This is a genomic window from Pseudomonas sp. AK-TSAG1-1 (assembly GCF_056821665.1).
Genome location: NZ_CM165965.1, coordinates 3,656,670 through 3,683,628, shown reverse-complemented (window position 1 = coordinate 3,683,628; position 26,959 = coordinate 3,656,670). Strand labels below are relative to the sequence as shown.

At 60.5% G+C, this 26,959-nt stretch carries 24 protein-coding genes; 13 read left to right on the top strand and 11 right to left on the bottom strand.

The features are described from left to right. The first annotated feature begins 40 nt into the window (after window positions 1–40). The 3 genes from AC1UK9_RS16210 to AC1UK9_RS16200 all read left to right on the top strand — a co-directional run bounded on the left by AC1UK9_RS16210 (window position 41) and on the right by AC1UK9_RS16200 (window position 3,246). Window positions 41–925 (top strand): LysR substrate-binding domain-containing protein, encoded by an 885-nt coding sequence (locus tag AC1UK9_RS16210; RefSeq protein ID WP_473012801.1) that lies wholly within the window; start codon window positions 41–43, stop codon window positions 923–925. A gap of 99 nt (window positions 926–1,024) precedes the next feature. Continuing rightward, complete coding sequence (gene aguA, locus AC1UK9_RS16205; RefSeq protein WP_482577980.1) at window positions 1,025–2,146, top strand: agmatine deiminase; 1,122 nt, start codon at window positions 1,025–1,027, stop codon at window positions 2,144–2,146. A gap of 2 nt (window positions 2,147–2,148) precedes the next feature. After that, the gene (locus AC1UK9_RS16200; RefSeq protein ID WP_482580480.1) at window positions 2,149–3,246 is read left to right on the top strand and encodes an extracellular solute-binding protein; all 1,098 of its coding nucleotides are present in this window, start codon (window positions 2,149–2,151) and stop codon (window positions 3,244–3,246) included. Window positions 3,247–3,257: 11 nt separating this feature from the next. Here AC1UK9_RS16200 and AC1UK9_RS16195 read toward each other — a convergent pair whose 3' ends face one another. From AC1UK9_RS16195 to AC1UK9_RS16185, 3 genes are read right to left on the bottom strand one after another with little or no spacing between them, the layout of a single operon-like run. After that, window positions 3,258–3,917 carry a DNA-3-methyladenine glycosylase family protein gene (locus AC1UK9_RS16195; protein WP_482577979.1) on the bottom strand — a complete coding sequence of 220 codons (660 nt, stop codon included), beginning with the start codon at window positions 3,915–3,917 and terminating at the stop codon, window positions 3,258–3,260. Window positions 3,918–3,919: 2 nt separating this feature from the next. Beyond that, window positions 3,920–4,717 (bottom strand): isocitrate lyase/PEP mutase family protein, encoded by a 798-nt coding sequence (locus tag AC1UK9_RS16190; protein WP_482577978.1) that lies wholly within the window; start codon window positions 4,715–4,717, stop codon window positions 3,920–3,922. Between the two features lie 30 nt (window positions 4,718–4,747). Beyond that, on the bottom strand, window positions 4,748–5,830 hold the full coding sequence (locus AC1UK9_RS16185) for a bifunctional transcriptional activator/DNA repair enzyme AdaA (RefSeq protein WP_482577977.1): 1,083 nt from the start codon (window positions 5,828–5,830) through the stop codon (window positions 4,748–4,750). A 108-nt stretch (window positions 5,831–5,938) separates the two neighbouring features. On the opposite strand from AC1UK9_RS16185, the gene AC1UK9_RS16180 reads away from it, so the two are divergent. Next, on the top strand, window positions 5,939–6,352 hold the full coding sequence (locus AC1UK9_RS16180) for a VOC family protein (RefSeq protein WP_482577976.1): 414 nt from the start codon (window positions 5,939–5,941) through the stop codon (window positions 6,350–6,352). On the opposite strand, the gene AC1UK9_RS16175 is transcribed toward AC1UK9_RS16180, so the two are convergent. Beyond that, window positions 6,349–6,969 (bottom strand): LysE family translocator, encoded by a 621-nt coding sequence (locus tag AC1UK9_RS16175; protein ID WP_482577975.1) that lies wholly within the window; start codon window positions 6,967–6,969, stop codon window positions 6,349–6,351. The genes AC1UK9_RS16180 and AC1UK9_RS16175 overlap by 4 nt on opposite strands. 276 nt (window positions 6,970–7,245) lie before the next feature. Here AC1UK9_RS16175 and AC1UK9_RS16170 point away from each other — a divergent pair, with 276 nt between their 5' ends. Both AC1UK9_RS16170 and AC1UK9_RS16165 read left to right on the top strand, forming a co-directional pair. Next, window positions 7,246–7,860: a biliverdin-producing heme oxygenase gene (locus AC1UK9_RS16170; RefSeq protein ID WP_482577973.1), complete on the top strand. Its 615-nt coding sequence runs from the start codon at window positions 7,246–7,248 to the stop codon at window positions 7,858–7,860. Further along, window positions 7,857–10,103 carry an ATP-binding protein gene (locus AC1UK9_RS16165; RefSeq protein WP_482577972.1) on the top strand — a complete coding sequence of 749 codons (2,247 nt, stop codon included), beginning with the start codon at window positions 7,857–7,859 and terminating at the stop codon, window positions 10,101–10,103. The genes AC1UK9_RS16170 and AC1UK9_RS16165 overlap by 4 nt, the downstream gene beginning before the upstream one ends. Window positions 10,104–10,141: 38 nt before the next feature. Here AC1UK9_RS16165 and AC1UK9_RS16160 read toward each other — a convergent pair whose 3' ends face one another. Next, window positions 10,142–13,831 (bottom strand): hypothetical protein, encoded by a 3,690-nt coding sequence (locus AC1UK9_RS16160; protein ID WP_482577971.1) that lies wholly within the window; start codon window positions 13,829–13,831, stop codon window positions 10,142–10,144. Window positions 13,832–14,120: 289 nt separating this feature from the next. On the opposite strand from AC1UK9_RS16160, the gene AC1UK9_RS16155 reads away from it, so the two are divergent. Continuing rightward, a complete protein-coding gene (locus AC1UK9_RS16155; protein ID WP_482577970.1) occupies window positions 14,121–14,708 on the top strand; it encodes a LysE family translocator in 588 nt (195 codons plus the stop codon). Here AC1UK9_RS16155 and AC1UK9_RS16150 read toward each other — a convergent pair. The 4 genes from AC1UK9_RS16150 to AC1UK9_RS16135 form a co-directional block, all read right to left on the bottom strand. Then, window positions 14,659–15,474: a type 1 glutamine amidotransferase domain-containing protein gene (locus tag AC1UK9_RS16150; RefSeq protein WP_482577969.1), complete on the bottom strand. Its 816-nt coding sequence runs from the start codon at window positions 15,472–15,474 to the stop codon at window positions 14,659–14,661. The genes AC1UK9_RS16155 and AC1UK9_RS16150 overlap by 50 nt on opposite strands. 60 nt (window positions 15,475–15,534) lie before the next feature. Continuing rightward, complete coding sequence (locus AC1UK9_RS16145) at window positions 15,535–16,368, bottom strand: helix-turn-helix transcriptional regulator (protein WP_473012790.1); 834 nt, start codon at window positions 16,366–16,368, stop codon at window positions 15,535–15,537. Window positions 16,369–16,403: 35 nt separating this feature from the next. Beyond that, window positions 16,404–16,907, bottom strand: coding sequence for a VOC family protein (locus tag AC1UK9_RS16140; RefSeq protein WP_473012789.1), 504 nt, complete (start codon window positions 16,905–16,907; stop codon window positions 16,404–16,406). Window positions 16,908–17,124: 217 nt separating this feature from the next. Further along, the gene (locus tag AC1UK9_RS16135) at window positions 17,125–17,793 is read right to left on the bottom strand and encodes a class I SAM-dependent methyltransferase (protein WP_482577968.1); all 669 of its coding nucleotides are present in this window, start codon (window positions 17,791–17,793) and stop codon (window positions 17,125–17,127) included. Window positions 17,794–17,949: 156 nt separating this feature from the next. Here AC1UK9_RS16135 and AC1UK9_RS16130 point away from each other — a divergent pair, with 156 nt between their 5' ends. Continuing rightward, a complete protein-coding gene (locus tag AC1UK9_RS16130) occupies window positions 17,950–18,342 on the top strand; it encodes a GFA family protein (RefSeq protein WP_473012787.1) in 393 nt (130 codons plus the stop codon). A 185-nt stretch (window positions 18,343–18,527) separates the two neighbouring features. Here the strand turns inward: AC1UK9_RS16130 and AC1UK9_RS16125 are convergent, their stop codons facing one another. Together AC1UK9_RS16125 and mddA are read right to left on the bottom strand one after the other, a co-directional pair. After that, on the bottom strand, window positions 18,528–20,909 hold the full coding sequence (locus AC1UK9_RS16125; protein ID WP_482577967.1) for a DUF3772 domain-containing protein: 2,382 nt from the start codon (window positions 20,907–20,909) through the stop codon (window positions 18,528–18,530). A 122-nt stretch (window positions 20,910–21,031) separates the two neighbouring features. After that, window positions 21,032–21,835: a methanethiol S-methyltransferase gene (gene mddA / locus AC1UK9_RS16120; RefSeq protein WP_482577966.1), complete on the bottom strand. Its 804-nt coding sequence runs from the start codon at window positions 21,833–21,835 to the stop codon at window positions 21,032–21,034. Window positions 21,836–22,043: 208 nt separating this feature from the next. On the opposite strand from mddA, the gene AC1UK9_RS16115 reads away from it, so the two are divergent. The 5 genes from AC1UK9_RS16115 (at window position 22,044) to AC1UK9_RS16095 (ending at window position 26,807) form a co-directional block, all read left to right on the top strand. After that, complete coding sequence (locus AC1UK9_RS16115) at window positions 22,044–22,808, top strand: COG4705 family protein (RefSeq protein WP_025113481.1); 765 nt, start codon at window positions 22,044–22,046, stop codon at window positions 22,806–22,808. 27 nt (window positions 22,809–22,835) lie between these two features. Further along, window positions 22,836–23,273 (top strand): hypothetical protein, encoded by a 438-nt coding sequence (locus tag AC1UK9_RS16110; protein WP_482577964.1) that lies wholly within the window; start codon window positions 22,836–22,838, stop codon window positions 23,271–23,273. Window positions 23,274–23,369: 96 nt separating this feature from the next. Further along, the gene (locus tag AC1UK9_RS16105) at window positions 23,370–24,035 is read left to right on the top strand and encodes a response regulator (protein WP_473012782.1); all 666 of its coding nucleotides are present in this window, start codon (window positions 23,370–23,372) and stop codon (window positions 24,033–24,035) included. Continuing rightward, window positions 24,011–25,363 (top strand): ATP-binding protein, encoded by a 1,353-nt coding sequence (locus AC1UK9_RS16100; protein WP_482577962.1) that lies wholly within the window; start codon window positions 24,011–24,013, stop codon window positions 25,361–25,363. The genes AC1UK9_RS16105 and AC1UK9_RS16100 overlap by 25 nt, the downstream gene beginning before the upstream one ends. 229 nt (window positions 25,364–25,592) lie before the next feature. Continuing rightward, window positions 25,593–26,807, top strand: coding sequence for an aldose 1-epimerase family protein (locus AC1UK9_RS16095; RefSeq protein WP_482577960.1), 1,215 nt, complete (start codon window positions 25,593–25,595; stop codon window positions 26,805–26,807). The last annotated feature ends 152 nt before the right edge of the window (window positions 26,808–26,959 follow it).

Below are 26,959 nucleotides of genomic sequence, written 5' to 3'. Positions count from 1 at the left end.
CCAGCCCGGTCAGCATGGCCCACAAAAAAGGGATCACCCCATGCGAAAACTCCCCTCACTGGCCGCTCTGCGAACCTTCGAGTGCGCCGCCCGTCATGCGCATTTCGGCCGCGCTGCCGCTGAGCTGTGCGTCACTGACAGTGCGGTCAGCCACCAGATCCGTCAGCTCGAAGAGCAACTCGGCGTTTCGCTGTTCATCCGCGAAGGCCGGCAGATCCGCCCGACCATCGCCGCCGGACGCCTGATGCAAAGCCTGCAGCAAGCCTTTGAACTGATCGGCGAGGCCTGCGATGAACTGCGCGACCCCTCGTCGTTGGCGGTATTGCGCCTGGCTGTGACGGCAGAACTGGCGCAAAAGTGGCTGATGAACCGCCTCACCGATTTCTATGCGCGCTACCCGCACATCACCCTGCATCTCTACGAACAGCCGATCGACGCCAGCGCGCCCGGTGAAGACATCGATCTGGCGATCACCTACGGCACAGGCCCGGTGGATAGCAGCGCCTACTTCGTGCGGCCGTTGCCGGCGCTGCAGTTCTTCCCGGTGTGCAGCCCCGGGCTGTTCAACCAGGGCACGTTGAAAACCCCGAAAGACCTCGCGCGCCATTGCCTGCTGCACGACGACCAGGACGGCAAGACCTGGACCGCGTGGCTCACCAGTCATGCCGGCGATCTACGTCCGCAGCGCCAACTGTATTTCGCCCATGCCGGGCTGGCGCTGGAAGCGGCGGCGCAGGGGCAGGGGGTGGCGATGGGCGACAACCTTACCGCGCACGAGGACTTGCTGAGCGGGCGACTGGTGCGGCCATTCACCTCCAGCATGACCGCGCTCGGCCAATACGCGCTGGTTTGCGAACGGCTGCGCCTGGAGCGTCCGGCGGTCGCGCAGATGCTCGAATGGTTCAACGATCAGTTGGCCGATTGATGAATTGAATTCAACGGTTCCGAAATAATCATCGTTGGCGGGCCACGCGTCCGCGACCGTAGCCTGTGGTCATTCCCATCCCCAAGACGAGGTTTGATCATGGCACGTTTGCTCGACTCTACCCCTAAACGCGACGGCTTCCGTCTGCCCGGCGAATTCGAACGCAAGACCGGCTGCTGGCTCGGCTGGCCGGAGCGCACCGACGTGTGGCGCAACGGCGCGAAACCGGCGCAGAAAGTCTGGGTGCAGATTGTCACGGCGATCTCCCACAGCGAACCCGTCACCGTCTGCGCTTCGGCCGCGCAATTCGCCACCGCCCGCCGCCAGTTGCCGCCGCAAGTGCGCGTGGTCGAGATGACCTGCAACGACACCTGGTTCCGCGACAGCGGCCCCTGCTTTGTGGTCAACGATGAGCGCGGCGAAGTGCGCGGCGTCGATTTCGAGTTCAACGCCTACGGTGGCCTGGACGGCGGTCTCTACTACCCGTGGGACAAGGACGATCAGATCGCCAGCAAGATCCTCGAAATCGAGCGTTTCGACCGCTACCGCGCACCGCTGATTGCCGAACTGGGCGGCATCCAGAGCGACGGCCAGGGCAGCATCCTCACCACCGAACAATGCCTGCTCAACCGCAATCGCAACCAGCATCTGGGCAAGGACGAAGTCACCCGGCGCCTGACCGATTACCTCGGTGCCGAGCAGGTGATCTGGCTGCCACGTGGCTGCAAGTTCGATGAAACCGACGGCCATGTCGATGACCTCGCATGTTTCGTGCGTCCCGGCGAAGTGGTGCTGCAATGGACCGACAACCGCAACGACCCGCAATGGGAAATCTATCAGGAGGCCTACGACATCCTGCGCAGCACCCGCGACAGTCGCGGTCGCGAGTTGATCGTGCACAAGCTGCCGCAACCGGACGTGCTGGAGTGGACCGCCGAAGAAGCCGAAGGCCTTGATCAGCAGGACAGCACCCACACCCGTCAGGCCGGCACGAAAATCTGTGCGTCGTACATCAACTACTACGCCGGCAACAGCTCGATCGTGGTGCCGCTGTTTGGTGATCGCAACGATCAGGTGGCACTGGCGACCCTTGCCGAACTGTTCCCGCAGCACAAGATCGTCGGCATTGAAAACTCCCGGGAAATCCTTCTCGGTGGCGGCAACGTCGCGTGTATCACCATGCCGCAGTACGCCGGCACGCCTTACAAAAAGGGGGTGTAATGATGGGCCTGCACAAACTGACTCAAGCGTTACTGCTGGTGCTTGCACCCCTGTGTGTGCAGGCCGCCGACACGGCCAAACCGGTGGTTAACCTGTACATCTGGGGCGAATACCTGGCCCCGGATACGCTGAAGAATTTCGAAGCAAAAACCGGCATTCACGTGGTCGCCGATCACTTCGATTCGCTGGAAACCGTGGAGACCAAACTACTCACCGGACGTAGTGGCTATGACCTGGTGCTGACCGCCGGCCAGCACCTGTCGCGGGCCATCGAGAGCGGCGCGATCCAGCCGTTGGACAAGGCACGGGTGCCGCACTTTACCGGGGTGGGTGAAGAGTTTCGCCAGCACATGGCGGTGTTCGATCCGGGCAACCGCTACGCCGGGATCTATGCCTGGGGCACCACCGGGGTGGGTTATCGGGAAGACGCGATCCGGCAGCGCCTGCCGAATGCGCCAACCGACAGCTGGGCGATGCTGTTCGACCCGGCGGTGGTATCGAAATTTGCCGATTGCGGGGTGAGCCTGCTCAACGACCCGAACGAGGTGTTCGCGGCGGTCATGAAATACATGGGCCTGGACATCAACCGGCAGAGCCTCGACGACCTGAAACTCGCCGAGCAGCAACTGGCGAAGATCCGCCCGTACATTCGCTACTTCGACAATGACCTGAACATCAGCGACCTGGCCAACGGCAACACCTGCGTAGCGATGTCGTGGAACGGCAACGTGGCGATTGCGGCAGGGCAGGCGCAGGCGGCGAACAAGCCGTTCAAGCTCAGTTACCGCATCCCGAAAGAAGGCACGCTGATCTGGTTTGACGCCATGGTCATTCCCAAGGATGCACCGCATCCGCAGGCCGGGCTGGCGTTGATGGATTACCTGATGACCCCCGAGGTGATTGCGCCAATCACCGACACCATCCACTACGCCAACGCGATCACGGCGGCGGACGGCTTGGTGGATGCGTCGATCCGCAATGATCCGGGGACGTACCCGTCAGAGGCGGTGCGGGCTTCGCTGTACAGCAAGAATGACAATGGCAAGGTGTTCAACCGGGCGTTGATCCGGGCGTTCAGCAAGTTGAAATCAGGTCTGTGAAAAGCCAACCCTCACCCTTGCCCTCTCATGGAGGGAGAGGGCAAGGGTGAGGGCAACGGTTTTGCCACGCGCCACAAATACCACGCTGCCACCGTCCGGTACGGGCTCCACGTCAGGCCGATTTCGATCATCTGCTTGCGCGTCGGCTGCACTTCCAGCCCCTTCAATCGCCGGTAGCCCTCGCGCACGCCAAAGTCGTCCGCTGGCAGGATATCCATGCGCTCCAGGCTGTAAATCAGCAGCATCTCCACAGTCCAGCGGCCAACCCCGCGCAGGCTGACGAGGCGCTCGATCAACGCCTCGTCGTCCATCGCCAGCGCGGTGGGATAATCCGGCACCACGCCGTCCAGGCTTGCCTGGGCGATGCCCTGAATCGTCGCGATCTTGCCCGCCGAGAAGCCACAGCCGCGCAGTTGATCGAAGCCCGCCGCCAGAATCTGCGCAGGTCGGGGGAACGTCTGCCCGGGAAACAACGCCACCAGACGCCCGACAATCGCGTCGCCGGCCTTGGCGTGCAGTTGCTGATAGGCAATCGCCCGCACCAGCGACTCGTAAGGATCACGCGCCGGGTGCGGTTGATGCAGGCAGGGGCCGACAGCGCTGATGTGCCGCTGCCAGTCCTCGTCGAGTGCGGCCAGATGTTTGCGGGCCGCTTGATAACGCTCGGCCATGCTTATTTCAGCAGACCGTTGACTTCGCCGTAGGTCAGCGCCTTGAGCGCATGGGTGTCGAGCTTGCCGCTGGCAAGGAAACTTTTCACCAGGGTATCCATTGCGCCATAGAGGAACTCGGCGATGCCGGAGCCGGCGCTCAAACGGCGCACACCCAGGGCCTGAAGCTCCTCGGGCGAGGGCAGGCTGGCGAACCCCAGGACGTTGACCGGCAACGATGTGCCTTTGCAGATCGCCTCGATTTCATAGGCAGCGGTGACGCCGGCCGCGAACAAACCATCAGCCCCGGCCGCCTGGTACAGCGCCGAGCGCCGCAGGGTTTCAGCGACGCGGTCTTGCGCCGGGACCAAGCCTTTTAGGTAAACGTCGGTGCGGGCGTTGATGAACAGCTTCACATCACGCTTCTGAGCGACTTGCCGCGCCACTTCGATCTTGCGCGCCAACAGCTCCGGTGCGCCGCTGCCGTCCTCGATATTGATCCCGACCGCACCAGCGGCCAGCACCGCATCGATGACCTCGGCCACGCGCCCCAGGTCATCGGAATAACCGGCTTCGATGTCCACGCTCAGCGGCACCTTGATCACCCGGGCGATGGACTCCACGGTGGACATCAAGCGTTCGAGGGGCAGGGTATTGCCGTCCGGATAACCATGGGCCCAGGCCACTGCCGCGCTGCTGGTGGCGACCGCTTTGCCGCCCGCGTGCTCGACCAGTCGCGCACCGGTGGCATCGGCGACGTTGGTCAGGATCAGCAGGCCATCCTGGTGCAGCTGGTGAAACTGTGTGTCGAGTGTGCTCATCGAAATCCCTTCTCTTATGTTGTGCCGTGGTCAGAAAGCCAGTGGCTGCGTGAGCTGCACGGCGGCGTTTTCCAGCCGCAGCAGAAACGCCTTGCGCGGCTGCCCACCACCATAGCCGGTCAGCGAGCCATCCGCACCGATCACCCGATGGCACGGCACCACGATCGCTAGGCGATTGTGCCCGTTGGCCAGCCCCACCGCACGACTGGCGCCGGGTTTGCCCAGGCGTGCGGCGACACTGCCGTAGGTGCTGGTGCGGCCATAAGGGATGTTCAGCAGTTCGCGCCAGACTTGCCGCGCGAACTCGCTGCCGGGCAGGTGCAAGGGTACGCTGAACACGCTGCGCGTACCGGCAAAATATTCGTTCAGTTGCTGCTCGATCTGCTGTAGATGGGCGTTGTGCCCCGGTGCGACCACGTAGCCGTGGCGGGTCTGCAGCTCATCGATCTCGCGGGTCAGTGCCGGGCGATCGAGAAACTCCAGCAACACCAGCCCGCGATGTTCGGCCATGGCGATCATCGGCCCCAACGGCGTGGTCAGGCGGGTGAACAGTAGCGGTTCACTGTTGGCCGCCCGGCCCGGGGTGATGTGGAACGACTTCTGGAACGCATCGCGAAAACCGCTGAGCGATTCGTAGCCGGAATCAAACGCCGCATGGTCAATCGACGTACCTTGGCGGATTCCGCCCAGCGCCATGCCCAGCCGGCGGGTGCGCAGCCAGGCGTGGAAAGTCATGCCGAAATGCTGCTTGAACCAGCGCCGCAGCTTCAGCGGCTCGATGCCTGCGGCCAGCAACTGAGCGTCGCTCCAGCGCAGCTCCGGGGCCGCATCGACGGCGGTCAGCAGGCGCTGCACCCATTCGGGGGCAATCGCGGCGGCGTCCAGCGGTTTGCAGCGCAGGCAAGCGCGATAGCCGGCCGTCAGGCATTCATCGGCATGGGCGAAGAATTCGACGTTTTCCGGTTTCGGCTTGCGCGCCGTGCAACTGGGGCGGCAGAAGATCCCGGTGGTTTTCACGGCCGTGAAAAACACCCCCTCATAGGCGGTGTCGCGTTCGAGCATGGCGCGAACCATCTCGGCGTGGGGCGGCAGGATTGCGGTTTGTATGTTCATGGCCAGAGCTTAAATCCAGGATTTCGATGGCTCCACCGAAAAATCGACAATGAATTTTTTTGATTCTGCACCACAATCAGCGGGTCGCCGATTTGAGGAAGCAACCCCATGCAACCGTTCATCATCCAACGTATCGACCACATCGTCCTGCGCGTCGCAGAGCTGCAGCGCAGTATCGATTTTTACGGCCAGGTATTCGGTGCCGAAGTGGTCAGGCAAAACGAGAAACTGGGGCTGGTGCACCTGCGTGCCGGCAGTTCGATGATCGATCTTGTCGACTTGCAGGGTGAGTTGGGGCGCAAGGGCGGCGGGGCGGCCGGTGCCGAGCGGCGCAACGTCGATCACTTCTGCCTGCGCATCGAACCGTTCGATGAACCGGCGCTGACCAAACACTTGCAGGCGCACGGCCTGAGCGTCGAAAAAGCCGCCAGACGTTTTGGCGCCGAGGGCTATGGTCTGTCGCTGTACTGCTTCGACCCGGACGGCAATCAGGTCGAACTCAAAGGCCCGTCCGAGGCTTAAGCCCGTTTCGCCATCAGCAGCACCGAAGCCGCCGCCGACAGCAGTCCCGCGCAGCAACGGTTGAAGATGCGTTTGCCGCGCGGCTCGGCGAACCAGCGGCGCATGTGCAGGCCCATCCAGGCGTAGGCGCCAATGGCGATCCATTCCAGCAGCAGGAACAGCGCGCCGAGCACGGCGAATTGCGCCGGTACCGGACGGCTCGGGTCGACGAATTGCGGCAGAAACGCGGTGAACAGCAGGATCGCTTTCGGATTACCCGCCGCCACCAGAAACTCCTGGCGCGCCAGGCGGAAAAAGCCAACCGAGGTGCCTGTTAGCTGCTGCCCGGCATCGGGATTGGCCCGCCACAGTTGCCACGCCAGGTACAACAAATACGCCGCGCCGATGATCTTGATCGCGTGGAACAGCCATTCCGAGGTTTGCAGCACCACCGACAGTCCCGCGCCAGCGAGGGCGATCATCCCGGCGAACGCCAGAATCCGCCCGATACCGGCCGCGCAGGCACGTCGATAACCATAACGGGTGGCATTGCTCACCGACAGCAGGTTGTTCGGGCCGGGGGCCATGTTCAGGGCGAAACAGGCCGGGAGAAACAGTGTGAGCGTGGCGAGGTCCATGGTGGCACTCCAGAAACGTGGATGCGCATTTTTATCACAGCCCCCGGGCGAAGCGCCCCGTACAGTCAAGCGACGCTGTCGCGGTACAGCGTCGATGCTCGTTGATCAACCCGGTCGAACTTTACGCTGCCACGGCCACTCAGAAAGACTCGAAGGGGGTGGCTGCGGCAGAAAAAAATTGCCTGCCCAGTCAGCATGGGCGGAGGCCGTGATAACTTCGCCCTCTGCCATACCAACCCTGCAAGGCCCCAGGCGGCCCCACCAAGAGCGAAATACATGCAATCAAAGGCTCGTGATGTTTATGTGCCACCAGTGCTGCAAGATCTGCGGGCCGGCACTGCCGAACTGCACATCGCACTGGAAAAACGCCTTCCTTTTTTCTCCGATCAGCTCGATGCGAACGCCTTCCACCGGTTGATGCAGGCCTATTACGGGTTTTACCAGCCACTGGAAACCGCCTTGCTCGACAGCGCCTGCATTCCCGCCGATTTCGATCTCGCCCCGCGACTCAAGACCCCAACCCTGCAACGCGATCTGCACAACATGGGCGAGTCGACCCAGGGGCTGGAGCGCTTGCCGATCTGTCGCCAATTGCCGGTCATCGATTCCGGCGCGGCGTGCCTGGGCGTGTTGTACGTGCTCGAAGGCGCGACGCTGGGCGGGCAGATCCTGCGCCGCGAAATCGCCACGCGCCTGAGTCTGGACGCCGACAACGGTGCAGCCTTTCTCGACGTTTACGGCGCCGCCACCGGCCGCCGCTGGCGCGATTTCATTGAATACCTGGGCGCGTGCCCGATGGACGTCGACGAGCGCGCGGCTGTTGTCGCCGCGGCTCAAACCACATTCAGCTGTTTCGAGCGCTGGCTCGAAAGCCGGGAGGTACTGGCATGACCCCGCAAGACCAACAAGCCTTTGAAGAACTGCTGGCCAACTGCGCCGACGAACCGATCCGCTTTCCCGGCGCAATCCAGCCCCATGGCCTGTTGCTGACCCTGAGCGAGCCTGCTCTGGAAATCATTCAGATCAGCGCCAACGTCGAGTCCTTGCTGGCGCGCCCGGCAGAACAACTGATCGGCCAGCCGCTGCATAGTCTGCTCGGCGACGTGCATGCCGCTGCCGTGCGCGCAGCCATGCAGCAAGCGTCATTTTCCGACGCGGGACCGCTGCATTTTCACCTCAACGGCACCGCGTTCGAAGGCCTGCTGCACCGCCATCAGGGCGTGTTGATTCTGGAACTGGAAATCCACGTCGAGAACTTCCAGCCGCGTAACGTCGCCGGCAACCAGACCCACCTGGGGCGCATGCTCCAGCGCCTGCAAGCGGCGACCACCCTGCAGGCGCTTTACGACATCAGCGTCAAGGAAATCCAGGCGATGACCGGTTACGACCGGGTGCTGATCTACCGATTCGAAGAGGAGGGGCACGGCCAGGTGATTGCCGAGGCGTCCGATCCGTCGATGGAAGTGTTCAATGGTCTGTTCTTCCCGGCCTCTGACATCCCCGAGCAGGCGCGTGAGCTGTATCGCACCAACTGGCTGCGGATCATCCCCAACGCCGATTACCAGCCGGTGCCGCTGGTGCCCAAGCTGCGTCCTGACACCCAGACCGCGCTGGACCTGAGTTTCGCCACGCTGCGCAGCGTTTCGCCGATCCACTGTCAGTACATGAAGAACATGGGCGTGCTGTCATCGATGAGCATTTCCCTGCTCAAGGGCGACAAATTGTGGGGCCTGATCAGTTGCGGTAACCGCCAGCCGCTGCACGTGCCGCATGAGCTGCGCAGCGCCTGTCAGACCATCGGCCAGGTATTGTCGCTGCAGATCAGCGCCATGGAAGCGCTGGAAATCAGCCGTCAGCGTGAAGAAAAGGTTGAGGCGCTGGCGCTGCTCAATCAGGCAATGATCGATTCGCCGCAAAACGTTTTCGACGGTCTGGCGCAGCAGCCGCAAGTGCTGATGGCGCTGGCCGGGGCGGGAGGTATCGCGATCATCGAAGACAAGCAGTTGCACCGTTACGGCAACTGCCCGGAGCCGGATGACATCCGCGCCTTGCACCGCTGGTTGCAGGACAGCGGCGAGGCGGTGTTCGCCAGTCATCACCTGGCCAGTGTGTACCCGCCCGCCGCGCAGTTTCAGCAAGTGGCCAGCGGCGTCCTTGCGATGAGCCTGCCCAAACCGGTGGACAACGGTGTGCTGTGGTTCCGCCCGGAAGTGAAAGAGAACATCAATTGGAGCGGCGATCCACGCAAACCGCTGGATCTGGAAAACTCCGACGCCGGCCTGCGGCTGCGCCCGCGCACGTCATTCGAAATCTGGAAAGTCGAGATGGCCGGAATCTCCACCAAATGGAGCCACGGTGACCGGTTTGCCGCCAATGACCTGCGCCGCTCGGCCCTGGAAAACGATCTGGCCCGGCAAGTGCGCCGCGAGCAGGAGGCGGTGCGAGCACGGGACGAGCTGGTGGCGGTGGTCTCCCACGACCTGCGCAACCCGATGACGGTGATTTCGATGCTCTGCGGCATGATGCAGAAAGCCTTCAGCTCCGACGGCCCGCATACCTCACGGCGGATTTCCACAGCCATCGACACCATGCAGCAAGCGGCCGGGCGCATGAACACGCTGCTCGAAGACCTGCTCGATACCTCGAAAATCGACGCCGGGCGCTACAGCATCGCACCGCAGACTCTGGATGTCGGGCAGATGTTCGAGGAGACCCAGGCGCTGCTCGGGCCGCTGGCGCTGGACAAGGACATCAGCATCTCGTTTGAAGCCGACGCCGATCTGAAAATCCATGCCGATCCGGAACGTCTGTTTCAGGTGCTGTCGAACCTGATCGGCAACGCGATCAAGTTCACGCCACACAGGGGCTCGGTGGGCGTGCTGGCGAAGTCGGTGGGTCACGAAATCGTGTTCACCGTGCGTGATACCGGCGAAGGCATTCCCAAGGAAAACCTGGCGCATGTGTTTGACCGCTACTGGACGGTGAAGGAGGGCAATCCGACCGGAACCGGGCTGGGTTTGTACATCACTCAGGGCATCGTTGAAGCCCATGGCGGGCGGATCGAGGCCAGCAGCGAGCCGGGAAAGGGCACCGAGTTTCGGTTCACCGTGCCGGTGAGTGTTGAAAACCGATGAATAGTCCGTGCCCCGGCGAACGGGGCACGGACCCGGGGTCAACCCAGGTCACTCAACAATATGAATACGTGTTTCGGCATCGGTGTAAATCGGTGGTTGCGTAGCTGGCTGATCGCGTACACCGCGCTGGCGGTGCGGCCATTGCCATCGCCGAAGCCCTGAAAACCTGCAATGGCTGCCAGCAAGTGCTTGTCGAAGTGATCATGGGCGGCATCCAGTTGCTTCAGATGTTGCTCCAACAAGGCATAACCACTGACGCTGCTGCCATATTTTGAGGGCGCCCCGGCCTCACGCACAGTCCCTGCCAGTTGAGGAACCAGTCGGCTGTGGATCTCTTTGACCACGGCCGCGTCGGTCAGGGATTTGTTGTTGCCCGTGTATTCACGCAGGATCGCAACGATGTGTTCCAGTTCGTTATCGGAGGTCGAGCCCTTGACCATCCAGGCTCCGGCCCTCTGTGCATGGTCGGTGAAACCCCGGGGGTTGAAAGCAGATTCCGGCATTACGTCGGTGTAGGGCGGCTTGCCCAGATCCAGCTTCAAGACGCTTTGCTGATGACTCTTGAGGTAGTTGATTTTCTTTGTTTCGAGCTCGGCCAGGAAGCCAAGTGTGTCGGAATAGTCACCCGCGTTTGTAGTGAACTTGGTGCCGTTGAACTGAGGGCCTTTGCTTTTTGTGAAGGTGATCAGTACGTCGTTCGCTGCGGCATGGCCGATCAATGACTCCAGGTCTCGGAAACCTTTCGAGGACTGAGTCGCTTCTCTCGTCGCATTGTTGAACAGATGCTGCAGTTCTGCCGAGGACGTGCCTTTGGGGACGGAAACCGCCTCGCCACTCAGTCGTGCGACGATGTGTTCGACCGTTTCCAGCGCATCATCGTTGAACAGAGCTCGGGCGTGAGCCACTGTCGGCAGCGTCATGCGAATATCGGCGGCGACGCCTGTCTTGTTCAGCGCCCTGACCAGGTCATACGAGCCACTGGTTGTTGCGGTCAACGCACGCAGTTGGCCTGCACCAGCCTTGGTCACGGAATGGCCGAAGTGACTCAGTTTCATCGCTCCTTTGCCAACCAGTTTGGCTCCTCCGTAGGCCAGTGTTGGCACGCCATCAAGCGGATTGAACGCCGATAACAAAAATCGTGAGCCGACCTTGCTCAGATTCAGCAGCTTTGAGCTGCTGGCCAGCGCTTTACTGAAGGGGCCGACCGCTCCGGCAAAGACAAAGAGGATGGCGGTAAGGTCCATGACACAGCTGAATACAGTTTCGCTGTGACGCTCTCGGTCTCCCGAAACGATGCCTTCGATGCACTGTTTGAACGGAATGATGACATTAAGAATGGTATCCACGATGTTGTCGTTTTGATCGAGCCTCTCTTGGAGTTTGGTTTTGTCGTAGCCCGTGGCATAAAACTGATCGTAAGTGGTAGGTGGATTATGGTTGGCAACCTTCTCTCCAATCATGTTGAAACGTTCGGAGTGGAAACTTTGCAGCGGGCTGCGAAGGTACGGAGGCCTATCAGGCAGGCTTTCAAGTTCAGCAAAGCGCTCGAGCAAGACCCCCGTTGTTTTATATTCTTCTTCATCCCTTTGCTCGCTTCCTTTGAAATACTCGTCCATATCGACAACGGCGTTATTCAGAAAGGTCAAAGACTTGAAAGGGTCGTCATCACCATTAGGGCCGACGGTGTACCACCCACCAATATCGAGAGTCCGGCCTTGCGTGTAGGCTTTAGCCAGTTCTGGATTGCGGCGGCATATGCCCTGTAACGGGAATAATTCATAACCGCTTATTTGCGTGCCGAGTCGGCATAGAATCACCACGCCAAAACTTCCCGTATTGGCGGCATCGCGCGGTGGATTGTTGCTTCCTAATCCTGCGCGCGGCGTTGTATTGCGCACATGATAAATAGCCAGCTCACCGTGCTCGATCGCCAATCGGTCTCGCAGGGGAAGGCGCGACATCGCCAGCCGTGAAACCGTAGCGATTGCAGATTTATATTTCTCGAAGTGCTCTTTTACCTTGGTTGTATAGAGGGTGTCGATCGGCTCCAGCGCTAACAGGCTTGGGGATCTTTTGTAGATGCTCTTGCCCGTTCTGGTGTCGTATTCCTGTCGACGTAATAAATCACGCGTCATGTAGATATCCAGCACGGAATGGTACTGGCTTTTGTAACGGCGATCGCGAGGCAACTCTACTTGCGTCAGCGGTGGGCAGCTAGTTTCATTCAGTACATCAATTGCCCACTTCCGCCGACTGACGGGTGGGGTGGCGATCACGTCGAGCGCTGTTGTTACGGCCTCTATGTGTGCGTTGTAGTGACTGGCGGCCTGCTTGATGATTTCCTGTGTCGGAAGTACATCGGCGTTGACCGGGTTGACTTCATTAAGGGTCGCCCAGTCCCTGATTGCGTGCAGGTTTGCCCAGTCGTGCAGCATCTCTTGTTGAGTGCTGACTGGCGTAATTGCCCCAAGCTCAAGCAGTTTTTCATAGGACATCTGACGGGAAAGTCCGGGGGCAACGCTCTCGGCCAGCAATACTGATTTGCGCAACATCACCCAGCCGGGTGTGCCAAGCTGCAGTGCCGCCGGAGCCCTGACCAGACACTCCGGTGCGAGCCCGGCAAGAATCAGCTGGGTTGCCAGCGGTACGGCAGGCTCATTGACTCCGTGCCTGGTGAGCAACTGTTGCAGGGCCTTGCGGATCTCATAAGCGTTGGCGTGAACATGGCTCGATGTGTAGATGTTATGCGCGATAAAACTCTGGTTTTTGTCGGCGCGGCCCAATGAAAAGTCCAGCATCAATGCGGCAATCAAAAGACGGCTGCGTTGTTCTGTACTGATGGGCGATGCGCTGGCTGGTAGCGGCAGGTCCAATGCATCAAGGCAGGATTGCGCGAATGCCTTGGCTTCGTCTGTCTCGATCAACAGCGTCCAGCTTTGTTCCGGATATTCACGCAGAAACGTCGCCGTCTCTTTTTTAAGTAACGCGTTGGTCAAGTAGTTGATCAGCGGCTCTCGGCGTGTATCGCCGCGTTGCAGCAGCTTGTAGATGGTTTGATAGATCTGCGAATGGTCATCGTCGTCGATAAAGAGCTTCGTTTCGCCGGTTTCACCGCAGACGCCCCAGTAGTTACCGTGTGTCGGCGCAGAGGGTAACGTCAGCTCGAGCAGTGCGATCAGGTTGTGCGCTTCGTCGATCGTCTTCGGCATACTCAATTGCTGGAACTGTAACCAGTTGAGCAGTGGCACGCGGTTGCTGGAAGAAACGATTGCGCCGGTCAGAAACGCATTTTTTGCCACCAGTTCGGCATCGGTCTTGAGCGAAGCGTCGGCGCGGACCTGTTCTGTAATGTTGATGAATTCGAGAAAAATGCCGCCCCGCTTTTCAACTTCATAAACCTGAAAGATCAACCCTTCTTCGCTGATCAGAGTCCAATTGTCGCTGGTCAAGTTTAAGGCTCTGACAATGGCCGTGAACGGCGGTTGTCGGACTAACTGACGCAGCACAATATGCGCCGAAAGCTGAAAGGCGTAGAACTGGCTTTCTTCGGTAATCGATACGACCAGTTGTTTTAGATCAATAAGATTGGTGGGGTAGCGATAAGGGTCAGATGCTTTAAGTTTCTTCAGCGCGTCCAGTGTGGTTCTGATTGTTTCGGCTGCTGCGCGGCGCTCTAGTTGATGTGCGGATAAGGGTGCGCCGGGAAAAAGATTTGCGGGGATTTTCATTGCCGAAGTCCGTCCGTGGTTTAGAGAGTTCTATTTGAATCCGGTAGAAGTTGATGTCCGGGTGGGAACTATATCCATCTCTATGTTCTTTTGACTTGCGTGATTGGTTTCAGGCTGTGTTTGAGTGGGTTGTTTTAATCGTTATTGAGTCGGGACGTTTTCAGGTGCGCGGGCCGGATGCGCGATAGTGGAGGCGAAGGAGATTGTGTCAGGGTAATTTTGTGCAATATCGCAGGCGCGCTACTCGCTACCGTGGTCATCTTGTTCCTCGTTTTGAAGCAGGTGTGCGATGAGTCTGATTGTTTCAATGGCCGCATTTGCCCTGGTGGCGTCCATCACTCCGGGGCCGGTCAATATCGTCGCGCTGAGCTCCGGTGCGCGGTTCGGCTTCCGGGCCAGTCAACGGCATGTGGCCGGGGCGACGTTGGGCTTTGTGCTATTGCTGGTCCTGATGGGCCTTGGGCTGCATGAAGTCCTGACACTGTGGCCGTCACTGACCCGTGTGGTGCAACTGGCCGGGGTCGCGTTTCTGTTGTTCATGGCCTGGAAACTGGTGATTGATGATGGACAGTTGAGTACCGGGGAAGCGGGACGTGCACCGACGATGCTCTATGGCGCCGTGATGCAATGGCTCAACCCTAAAGCCTGGCTGGCCTGCGTTGCAGGGATGGGCGCTTTTGTGGCCGATGGCGAGGCGCGACTGGTCTGGCAGTTTGCGGCGGTGTATCTGGTGATCTGCTATCTGTCGGTGGGTTGCTGGGTGTATGCCGGGACGTTTTTGCGCGGGTATCTGGGCAATCCGGCGGGGATGCGTCTGTTCAATCGGCTCATGGCGTTGCTGCTGGCGGTGAGCGCAGGGTATCTGCTGCTGCCTTGAATCCTGGGTATTCGGCGTATCTGCTTTGCAGCATGGCCACCCACTCTGCGGCGAATCGGTGACAATCACCGGGCCAGCGAGCCGTGAGCAGTTGGCCGTCGCGCACCACAAACCCGGTTTGCGGCGCTTGTGCACTATCGCGCTTGGCGATGAGCGGGCCACGTACAAAATCGGCCTTGTGCGACAGCGCCGCGGTGACCTCTGCCTCGACGGTCTGCTTGTAAGTGCGGTAGTAGCGCCCGAGCCAGACTGCCGTCATCAGCCAGGCCGGAAGCTCCATGGTCGAGCCCAGCAATGCCGTGACTTTGCGCCCGAACAGTATCGAACGTCCGGTGTCGGGGTCGAGGGTGCGGGCCAGCAACAGCACGCCATGACACACCGCCGCCACGGGTTTTTGTGCGTTGAAAAACTGCAGGGCGATGTCTCGTGCCTGCGCCGATTCCAGCAGGCTGCGCATGCCTTTGGCATGACCACCGGGGATCAGCAAACCGTCGAACTGCGTCGAGTCGACATCAGCGTACGCCAGGGGCTGAAGGAACGCCGGGCTGTCGATCATCTGCGCGTAACTGTGCAGATCGGCCTTGCGTGTCATCAGAATAGGGTTCAGTGGCCCGAACCCGGTGCTCACCAGCCGTGGGTCGGCGTAGGCAGCCAGGCCTTGCGGCGTGGCAAAGCGTGCCTCGATGCCCGCGTCGCGCAGCGCCTGCCACGGCACGCTGCTTTCAGTCGGGTCGTAATCGGCGGACGGTAAAAGAATCAGGATCATCCAAGGCAAACTCCCAAGCCAGGGCGGGTGGTTGATCTGCAGCGTAGCCGGTTTTGGCTGTCAGCCGCGATATTGACCCGGAGTGGCGGCCAGGTGCTGTTTGAATGCCCGCTGAAAATGCGCCTGATCGGCGAATCCCGCTTCAAGCGCCACATCGGCGATCAATTGCCCGTTGCGCAAGCGTTCGCGGGCGAACTGGATGCGTTGGTTGACCAAAAAGGCATGCGGGGTCATGCCGTAATGCAGCTTGAACGCGCGGATCAGGTAGGACGGCGACAACTGCGCCGCCGTGCAGATGTCGTCCAGGCTCAGCAGGGCAGTGCAGCGTTCGCGGATGAAGTCGGCGGCGCGTTCGAGCTTGAAATTCGGCTCGCGCAACGGTCGTTCCGCCGGGTTCAGGTGCCCTTGCAGATCGCTGAAAAACTCGACCGCTGCGCTCTGTTTGCGCAGCGCATCCTGCTGCTCATCGACCAGCGTGTCGTAAAGCCCTTGCAGGTCCCGGAACAGTCGGGGGTCATTCAAGTGGGTGGTGGAGAATCGGCGAAACGCGAGTTCGGCACTGAACCCCAGTTGATGCTGCAAATCCGTCAGCCAGGGCGTCTCCACATACAGCATCAGGTATGACCACGGCTGGTCATCGATCGGGTTGCAGGCATGCACGTCACCCGGATTCATCAGCACCACGGTGCCGGCCGCGACCTCGAACTGCGCGTGTTCATGCACATAAATGCTACGCCCGGCGGTGATTGCGCCAATCGAGAAATGCGCATGGGAATGCCGGGCGTAGCAGACCTCACGGCCATCAGCGATGGCCCGCGCTTCGATAAACGGCAGGGCGTCATCGCGCCAGAAGCGCGGGGCTTTTTCAGGGTTTTTGGCGGCAGCGTGTTTCATCGTTATTGTTCCCGGCAGGCCAGTCCCGGAGTGTATTAGTTCTGGCCGGCAAAGGCCCGCTCCAGTTCGGCGATGTCGAGTTTTTTCATTTTGAACATGGCCTGCATCGCCCGCTGTGACTTGCTGGTGTCGGCGTCCAGCATCATGTGCATGAACGCCACCGGCACGATCTGCCACGATACCCCGAACTTGTCCTTGAGCCAGCCGCATTGCTGGGCCTCGACCGGGCCGCCGGCAGACAGGTTGCCCCAGAAGTGGTCGACTTCTTCCTGATTCTGGCAATTGACCTGAAACGAGATCGCCTCGCTGAACTTGAACATCGGCCCGCCATTGAGGCCAGTGAAGCTCTGGCCGTCGAGCTCGAAACTGACGGTCATCACCGCGCCCTCCGGTTTACCGTGAAATTCCTGACCGACCTTGCTGTAGTGGGTCAGGCCGGTGATTTTCGAGTGATCGAAGATCGAGCAGTAGAACTTCGCCGCCGCTTCGGCCTGATCGTTGAACCACAGGCACGGCGTGATTTTTTGAAAGCGTTGCATGGCAGTCATCCTCGGCAGGTTAGACACGCAGGATTAACAGCGTAGTCAGTCCTTGGTCGACTGGCGGTGCCGTAGATCGACAATTCGAACAATTGAAGTCAAACCCCTTGTAGGTATGTGCCTGCTCGCGATGGCGTCGGCACAGCCTGCATGGGCGTCGCCTGACCCAGCGCCATCGCGAGCAGGCTCACTCCTACAAAAGGCTCGAGCTGCCGAGTCAGCGCGATTCGGCGATCATCAGCAACGACTGCGGCACCGCGCTTTGCGGATGCTGCGGTTCCTGCAGGCCGATCAGTCTGAAGCCCGCGATGTCCAGGGCATTCAGCCAACTCGACAGCGTGCGGAAGTACCACGGCATCGGCTGCCACTGGCCCTTGAACCCGGCGAAGGACTCTTCACGCCAGCCGTCCTGATAGTCGCCTGCTGCAACCGCCCACGGGTGCAGCGTCTGGATGATCAAGGCGCCGCCGGGGACAAGTAATGCATTCATCGCCGTGAGCAGCGCAATGATGTCCTGATGCAGCAGCGAGAAGTTCGCGCAGATCAGCTCGAAATCGCGGCCGACATCGACCTTGGCGTCAACCAGATCTTCGTAACTGGCGACCTGCACCTTGGCCGACCCTGCCGCGCGTGCCGCCTCGACCAGCGTCGTATCGCCATCAACTCCTGTCGCATCAATGCCCCGATCGGCCAGCGTCCGTAACAACCAGCCTTCGCCGCAACCCAAGTCGAGCACACGTTCCGGCTGACGGCCCATGATTGCCAGCAGGATCGCCTGATCGGTGACCTGCCGGCGGCTTTCGATGGCACCGCTGCGGATCACCTCGATCCAGGCGTCAGCGTTGATGTGCCAGCTCTGCAGAAGGGTGGCTTCGGGGGAGGGCATGTCAGTGTCCGAAATGTGGGGATGAGGAATGCAGTATGGACTGCGCAAAGCAGCGCGGGGGGGAACGGATTTTGCCGCAATGATTCATGTAATTTAAACGCGTGCGCAGTGTTGCGTTCAGACACTGAAGACATAAGCAATCAGAGGAGGTGCGACATGGATCAATTCATCGGCGGTTGCCTGTGCGGCAATGTACGTTTCGAGGCAACCGGGCAACCTTACCGCGTCGGCCTCTGTCACTGCCTCGATTGCCGCAAACATCACGGCGCGCTGTTTCATGCGTCGGCGATATTCCCCGAAAGTGCGGTGACCGTCAGCGGCAACACCGGGGAATATCAAGGGCGAGTATTCTGCCCGCGCTGTGGGTCACCCGTGCTGGGGCGTTCGGGTGATGAAGTTGAGGTGAATGTCGGCTCGTTTGATGAGCCGAACCAGTTCAAACCCACTTATGAACTCTGGACTGTCCGTCGCGAGGCTTGGTTACCGGTGCTGCCGCTGGCTCACCACTACGAACGTGACCGTGAAAGCACGGGCCGAACAGAAGAATAATGGCAGCCCAAAACCAGCCTTCGCGAGCAAGCCCGCTCCCACAGGGTTTTGTGTGGCTTGGATATTTGTGTGTGCACCGCATGTAGGAGTGAGCCTGCTCGCGAAAGCGGTGGTTCAGTCAGCTCAGTATCAACTGACAAGTTGCCTTCGCGAGCAAGCCCGCTGCCACAGGTTTTGATGGTCTGTCAGGGACTCGTCGGTGGTTTCGCCAGCGCAATGCCGGCATCGCCCAACCGCTTGAGAATCTCGAACAGCAGATCACTCTTGGTCCCGCCGACGATCCGCGGGCTGCCGACGTAGCCCGTCACCGTCAGGGTGATGCCCTCTGGCGACAGTTTGCTGAAGCGCACGTAGGAGGCCGGCTTGTCGAGGATGTTTTCGTTTTCCCGGTAGGTGTTCAGCAACAGTTCCTTGACCTGCTCAGGGTCGATGTCCAGCGGGAACATCAGTTCCAGGCTCGCTACTCCTTGGGCACTGCCGCCGAGGGTGACGTTGCGCAGGTTCTGCGAGATCAGTTGAGAGTTAGGCACGATGACGATGGAGCGGTCGCTGAGCTGGATCTCCGTAGCCCGCACATTGATCCGGCGGATGTCGCCCTCGACGCCGCTGATGCTGATCAGGTCGCCGACCTTCACCGGGCGCTCGGTGAGCAGGATCAGCCCGGACACGAAGTTCTTGACGATCTCCTGCAGGCCGAAGCCGATCCCCACCGACAGCGCGCTGACGATCCACGCGAGGTTGGTCCAGCGCACACCCAGTGACGACAGGGTCAGCAGGATGACCGCGGCATAACCGATGTTGGAAAACAGCGTGCTGAGCGACGCGCACATGCCCGGGTCCATGTCGGTCTTGGGCAGGAACTCGTGGTCGAGCCAGCGGCGCAGGGCGCGGATCAGGTAGATGCCGATCAGCAACGCCAGCACCGCATTGATCAGATGGCCGGGCACGATGTTCAGCTTGCGCAACCCGGCGCCGCCGAGGATGCCCATGATGTTGGTGGTCAGTTGGCCGAGCGTGGTGCCGATGCCGCCGACGAACAGCGTGATCACCGCCAGCAACAACAACCCGGCACGGCTGACGCCGGACAGCACGATCGAGATCTGCTCCAGCCGGCGGTCGCCCAAGCCCAGGGTCTGCTTGATCGCCTTGCCCGCCGAATAGCGCGGCGAGAACAGGTATTCGCAGGCGTCCTTGACCACCTGGATCAGCAGATAGAACCCCGACAGCACGATATAGGCCCACACCAGTTCATAGGTGATGAACCGTGCCAGCGACACATAGCCGGTGAGCAGGGCCAGCGCCGACACGCACATCGACACCGTGGCAATGCTGTAGATCACCCCGGCAAACGTGCTGCCCGCTGCCGGGTCATTGGCGGTGATCAACGCCTTGCGAACCTTGCCAGTGCGCAACAGCATCGGCACCAGAATTGCGATCACTACAATCGCGATCACCCCGCGCTGGGCAATCACGATCTGACTGCTCATGCCGGTGGCGTTGCTCACTTGCACCAGCGTCACCAGCACCAACAGGGTCGCGGCGAGAATCCGCGGGAAGGGCTTCAGTGTCAGCGCGACGGCATCGGCAATTGCCGGCAGACGCCAGGAGGGATGCTGTGTCGACAGCAGCGCGCGGCTCAGCGCGGTGATCATCACGCAGGCATAAACGGCTTTTTCGAACTCCTCGGAAAAAGTCGAAAGCATCGGCGGCAACGGCTCGTGGCGGGTGCAGGCATAAAACAGCAGGTGCAGGGCAATGGCCGTGGTGCCCACGGTCGCCAGGGCCGAGGCGAACGCCAGTGCGCTACGGCGCAGGCGACCTTCAGGCATGCGGTGGATGCACAGCCAGGTCAGCCCACGCTCGGCAAGGCGGCGTCCGGCAGTCCAGAACACGGCCGCCAACAGCACCAGCACGCAGGTGAAAAACCGCTGTCCGGGCGCCCAGACCATGGCCCAGGCGCTGTTCACCTGATCGATGAAAAAATCCAGCCGTTGCCGGTCGTCCGGTTCCGGCGAAACCAGAGGTGACCAGAAGTCCGGACTCAGGATGCTGTCGGTTCGCAGCGTCAGTTCACTTTCGAGCAGCGTGCGCCGGATGCCGGCGATTTGCGTGATCAGGTCGGCAGCGCTTTGTTTGAGCGTAGCGAGACTCTTGAGCGTGGTATCGACCCTGGTCTTTTGCTCACTGAGTGTCGCCCGTTGCGCGGCGATATCGACTTGTTCAGCGGCGATCTGCGTATCCGGCGCGGCACCGAGCACACCCAGTTGCACCGCCAGTTGCGCCTGCTGTGGCAACAACGACGCGGACAACCGGTCGACATCCAGGATGAACGTCTGCACCCGGTCCTGCGGGCCTTCGAGCTGGTTGTAATTGTTGGCAGCGGAAATCTGCTGCTTCAAGCCGTCGAGGCGCAGTTGCAGAGCTTGCAGATCACTTTGCGAGACTTCCACCAGCGGTACCGTGGTGGTCATCGATGGCGTCAGTATTTCTGCCGCCCACAGCGCCGAACCACCCGGGGCAAGCAGGATCAGCGTCACAAAAAACAATGACTTCAAGGCGTTGCGCATGAGTAGGGCCGGTTCTCGTTGATCACACACGCTATGAGGTTAGGTGATCGAACCGGCAGCCGAGAAAAATTTCAGGCGCGCAGGGCTGGCCGGTACACCAGCCGCGGCCTGTGTGCGTCCGGCTAAGGTGGGCTTTTCGGATTATTGCTCGCCCGCGATGCCTTGCGAAACGGCAGCAACATGCCGACGCGTTGCTGATAGTCCAGGTATTGGCGGCCGAAAGCGCTAACCAGATCTTTCTCTTCCAGATGCGCGCCGATCAGGATGTACACGCTACTGGTCAGGGCGAACAGCAGATGCCCGACGCTCATCACCGGCGTCGCCCAGAAGGCAATCAGAAAGCCCAGGTACATCGGGTGCCTGACAACCTTGTAAAGCGATGGCGTGAGGAACTGCGAAGATCGCGGCTGAGCATCCTGAAAGGCCCGAATGGCCTGCTTCAGACCAAACAGTTCGAAGTGGCTGATCAGAAACGTCGACAGTAATACCAGCCCCCAGCCGAGCCAGAACAGGCCCGAGAGCAGGGCGCCGGTCACTGTCGACGTAACGTCCCAGACCGGTGTGGCGATCGGTCGCCAGGCGTACAACAGCAGCACCAGCACCAGGCTGCTGCATAACACGTAAGTGGCGCGTTCGATCGGGGCGGGGATTACCCGGGCGAGTCTGGCCTTGAAGCCTTTTCTGGCCATGACGCTGTGCTGAACGCCGAACAGGGTGATGAGCAGGATATCGACAACTATCGGAACCACGAGAGCATGCTGCGGCCCCGAGTCGATGTGCCTGGGCACCAGCAATCTGCCCAGAAAACCGATCAGGTACAGGGTGGAGAGGAGAAACAGCAGATAGCTCGTCAGGCTGTACAGCAGATAGAACAGGTGAGTGGCCCGGCGAGTTGATCGCTGGGGTGTTGGCGAAGGGGTATTCATGATCCATGCCTCGCGGTCATGGCGTGGACTGCAAACTCGCACCTTGGGGTCGGGATTGAAGAAGGCTGATCCTTCAGTCTGGCAGCGTATGCCCATTGCGGCCGGGTGGCGAGTAGAAATCGGTTGAGGCCCTCAGTCTCAGCTAAGTATCGGGCCGTATCTTTTGTTCAGCGCAAGTTCGACGCTGCTCAGGAGAGGTTACCCGCACATGAATCCCGCTAAAGCCGGATGGCTGAATAAAGTCCCCGAAGTGACACTGGCCTTCTGGGTGATCAAGATTCTATCGACGACCGTAGGGGAAACCGGCGCCGACTTCCTCGCCGTGGATGCGGGGTTCGGCGCTGGCTGGACCAGCATCGGCATGGCGCTGCTGCTCGGTGGCGCGCTGTTCCTGCAAATGCGCAAAAGCGCCTACTCGCCGTGGATCTACTGGTTGACCGTGGTGCTGGTGAGCATCGTCGGCACGCAGATCACCGACATCATGACCGACATGCTCGACATCAGCCTGTACGTCAGCACAGCGGTGTTCTCGGTGCTGTTGGCGTTGAACTTCCTGCTCTGGTTCAGCCTGGAGCACAACCTGTCGATCCGCGAAATCAACACGCCGCGGCGCGAACTTTTCTACTGGTCCACCGTGCTCTGCACCTTCGCCCTAGGCACCGCCGCCGGGGATCTGGCGACCGAAGCGCTGGGGTTGGGATTCACCGTCGGTGCGGTGATTTTTGGTGCGCTGATTGCGGCGACACTGCTGGCCTGGCGTCTGGGGGCCAACGTGGTGCTGACTTTCTGGATCGCCTACATCCTCACTCGCCCGTTCGGTGCTTCCCTTGGTGACCTGCTGACTCAGGCCAAGACTTATGGCGGCCTTGGTATGGGCGCCGCCTGGACCAGCGCAATTTTCCTGACCGTCATCGTGCTGTTGGTGGCGGTCGCGCAAATCAGCCTCGGCAACCGCAAAACCGCCATTCAATAACCTTCAGACACTTATCAAGGAATCAACATGCGCGCCTTCCAATCGCCTTTTCGCCATGTAGCAATCATCTCGTCTCTGGTGCTGCTCGGCAGCCTGACCGGCTGTTCGAAACCCGTCGACAAACCTGCTGCCGGTACCCCCACCAGCTCGATGAGTGCGCCGGCGCAGTCGGGCTCGAAGCTGGGCGATCTGAGTGAGTTCCGCAGCATCGCTGCCGACGTCACCGCGCTCGTCGACAAAAATGATTTGCCCGCCGCCAAGACCCGCATCAAGGATCTGGAAACCTCCTGGGATTCCGCCGAAGCCGGCATCAAGCCTCGGGCCGCTGCTGACTGGCATGTGCTGGACAAAGCCATTGACCGCGCACTCGACGCCCTGCGCGCCAGTACGCCGAAGCAGGCTGACTGCAAGTCGGCCATGGACGACTTGCTCAAGGCGTTCGATGCGATGAAAGGCCAGCAGTGAGCCTGCACTGAGCCGGCGGCGGACAAACGCCGGCTCAAGTGCTTCAATACAGGCGCGACGGGGATCACCGTCGCGCCTTTTCTGTCGGAGCGGTGCATGCGGATTCTGCTGGTCGAAGATGACCTGATGATTGGGGATGCCATCGAAGGGGCGCTCAAGGAGGCGAGCTACGCCACCGACTGGGTGAAAAACGGCCTGACTGCGCTGGCGGCGCTCGACACCCAGACCTACGATCTGGTGCTGCTGGACCTCGGCCTGCCGGGCAAGGACGGGCTCGATGTGCTGGATGCCATTCGCGCACGCAACAACCCCGTGCCGCTGCTGATCATCACCGCCCGCGATGGTCTGGATGACCGCCTGCGCGGGCTCGATGGCGGCGCTGATGACTTTCTGCTCAAACCCTTCGCCATGGCCGAATTGCTGGCACGCATGCGCGCGGTACTGCGCCGTCGCGGTGGCAACGCGCAATCGTTGCTGGAAAACGGCGAGGTGTCGTTGAACCTGGTTTCCAAACAAGCTTCCACCGTCGACCTCGCCGAGGTGCAACTTTCCAGTCGCGAGTTCGCACTGTTGCAGGCGCTGTTGATCCGCCCGGGAGCGATTCTCTCGCGCAGTGAACTGGAGGACCGGATCTACGGCTGGGGCAACGAAGTGGAAAGCAACGCGGTGGAGTTTTTGATTCACGCGTTGCGACGAAAACTGGGGAACCATGTCATCAAGAACGTCAGGGGGATGGGATGGATGGTTTCAAAAGGCGTCTGAGCGACTCGGTGCAGTTGCGGCTTTCCGTCACGCTGTCGCTGGCGATTCTCATCGTCGCCGTGCTGGCCGGGGCGTTCGCGTTCATCTCTGCACTCAAAGAGGCGCACGAGATGCAGGACGAAAGCTTGCACCAGGTAGCGGTGTTGTTCGATCGCCAGCACATGACCTTGCGCTATCCCGGTGCCGAACGGATCGTCGGCGACGACGAAGAGTCGCGGATCATCGTCCAGTACCTGGCCGACAGCACCAAAGCGACCGGCAACTATGACGCCAGCATTCCGTTGCCGTTTCCGGTGACACTGGCCGACGGCCTGTCGACACTGAACATCGCCGGCGAAGACTTTCGCGTTCTGGTCAGGACCACTTCGACAGGCGAACGCATCGTGGTCGCGCAAGAGGCCGACGTGCGCGACAAGGAGGCGCGGGAAAGCGCCTGGCGCAGCCTGCTGCCGTTTCTCATTCTGTTCCCGGTGTTGCTGTTGGTGGTCGGGGACCTGGTGCGCAAGCTGTTCCGGCCTATCGCGACGCTCTCGGCAGAGATTGATCAGCGCGACCAGCAGGCGCTGCATCCTGTCGATGAACAGCACCTGCCGAGCGAAATCAGGCCTTTTGTCGTGGCGATCAATCGGTTGCTCAAGCGCGTTGCGCAGGCCATGGAAACGCAACGGCGGTTTATCGCCGATGCCGCGCATGAACTTCGCTCGCCGATGACCGCGCTATCGCTGCAGGCAGAGCGATTGGCGTCCACGCCCATGTCCGAGGCGACCCGGCAAAGCTTTATGCCCTTGGCCCAGGGCATTGAGCGCAGCCGCAAACTCATCGAGCAACTGCTGGCGTTGGCCGCCGCGCAATCAGTCGTGCAACGCTCAGAGGTAACGGTTTCGGTGCACGCCGTGTTTCGTCAGGTGCTCGAAGATCTGCTGCCGCTGGCAGAAAACAAGGGCATCGATCTCGGTGTGGAAAGCGTCGAGGACGTGCAAGTCGTGATCAACGAACTGGACCTGTTCATCCTGATCAAGAACCTGGTGGACAACGCCATCCGCTACACCCCGGCGGGCGGCCGGGTCGACTTGAGTGTCGAACCCGCGGAGCAGGGCGCGCTCATTGACATCAAGGACTCGGGGCCGGGTATCCGCGTTGAAGAGCAGGCGCTGGTGTTCGATCCGTTTTACCGCAGCCTCGGCACGGGGGAGGCAGGGTCCGGGTTGGGGCTGTCCATCGTCATGGCAATCGCCGAGCGAACCGGGGCACGGGTGGGCCTGGGGTATGTGGATGAGGTGGGGCAGCGTGGCTTGCGGGTTTCGGTGTGGTTGAAAGGCCGGTCGTGAGGATCGCGGCACCTGAAATACTCCACCGAAACGCTTTTTGAATGCTCACAAAATGTGCTCATCTTCGATCCAGAGTGGGAGTTAGAGCTTGCTCGCGATGGCATCGGCTCAATTCTCCTGTTTGTCCCGAATCTTTCCTGGTACTTACCCGTGCAGGGACGTTTTTGAGCTTGCTGAAACGTTTCATCAAGTTTATAAAAAGGGCACAACTCCAAGAAAGGCTGCTGCCATGACCCCGCTCAAACTCGTTGTTGCCCTCAGCGCGCTGTCCGCTGCCTCCCACGCCATGGCCTGGGATTACGTTCTGCTCGACACCGACAAAGCCGCCCAGAACTGGCAGATCACCAGCCAGCAACTCGGCATGAAAACCGATAAACCCTTCAGCGTTACCCTGCGCACCTTGCATGGCGGTCGGCAGGAGGGCGTCAGCATCGTCGACATCGATAACGGCACGATGAAGCTCTCGGTGGTGCCGACACGGGGAATGAACGTCTTGCAGGCCTCGGTCGGCAATGTGCGAATGGGCTGGGACTCTCCGGTCAAGGAAGTGGTCAATCCGTCCTTCATCGAACTCAATGGCCGCGGTGGTCTGGGCTGGTTGGAAGGTTTCAATGAACTGGTCACCCGCTGCGGATATGAATGGGTCGGCCACCCCGGCGTCGATAACGGCGAACTGCTGACTCTGCACGGTCGGGCCGCCAACATTCCTGCGAACAAAGTCACCCTGCACATCGACGAACTACCACCGTACGCCATCACCCTGCGCGGCGAACTGAAAGAGCAGGCGTTCAAGAAGGTCGACTTCTCCGTCGCGACCGAACTGGTCACCGAGCCCGGCAGCGTCGTGTTCGCCCTGAATGACACCCTCACCAACAACGGTGACTATCCGAAGGAATACCAGGCGCTGTATCACAGTAACTTCAGCACCCCGTTCCTGGAGCAGGGTGCTCGTTTCGCTGCGCCGGTAAAACAGGTGTCGCCGTTCAACGACAAGGCCAAGGGCGATCTGCCCGAATGGCAAACCTACCGCGCACCAACCAAGGACTACGACGAAACGGTTTACAACATCGTGCCGTATGCCGATGCCAAGGGCGATACGTTGGCCGTGTTGCATAACAAGGCCGGCAGCCTGGGCGTTTCGGTCGGCTTCAATACGCAGACACTGCCGGTGTTTTCTCTTTGGAAAAACACCGATACCCAAGGCCAGGGTTATGTCACGGGGCTTGAGCCGGGGACAAGTTTTTCCTACAACCGCCATTATCAGCGGCCACTGAACCTGGTACCCACAATCGGGCCGAAGGAACACAAACAGTTCCGCATCAGTTACAGCTTGTTGGCGGATAAGGCGGCTGTGGCTAAGGCCTTGAAGCAGGTGAGCGAGATTCAGGCTGGGCGCGAGACTGAGGTGCGGCAGACGCCGCTGGTTGATCTGACCAAGGGTTGACAGGCCCTTGTAGTGTCTCGGCTTATCGAATGCCTGGGTTCTGGTTTACTCAGCTCTGGATACCCGGGCTTCGTGCTTTGACCTCATGTACACCCGCGAAGCGCCACAGCGCTTATGCATCGAGCAACAGGCGCTGGTGCGTGCTCACCCCA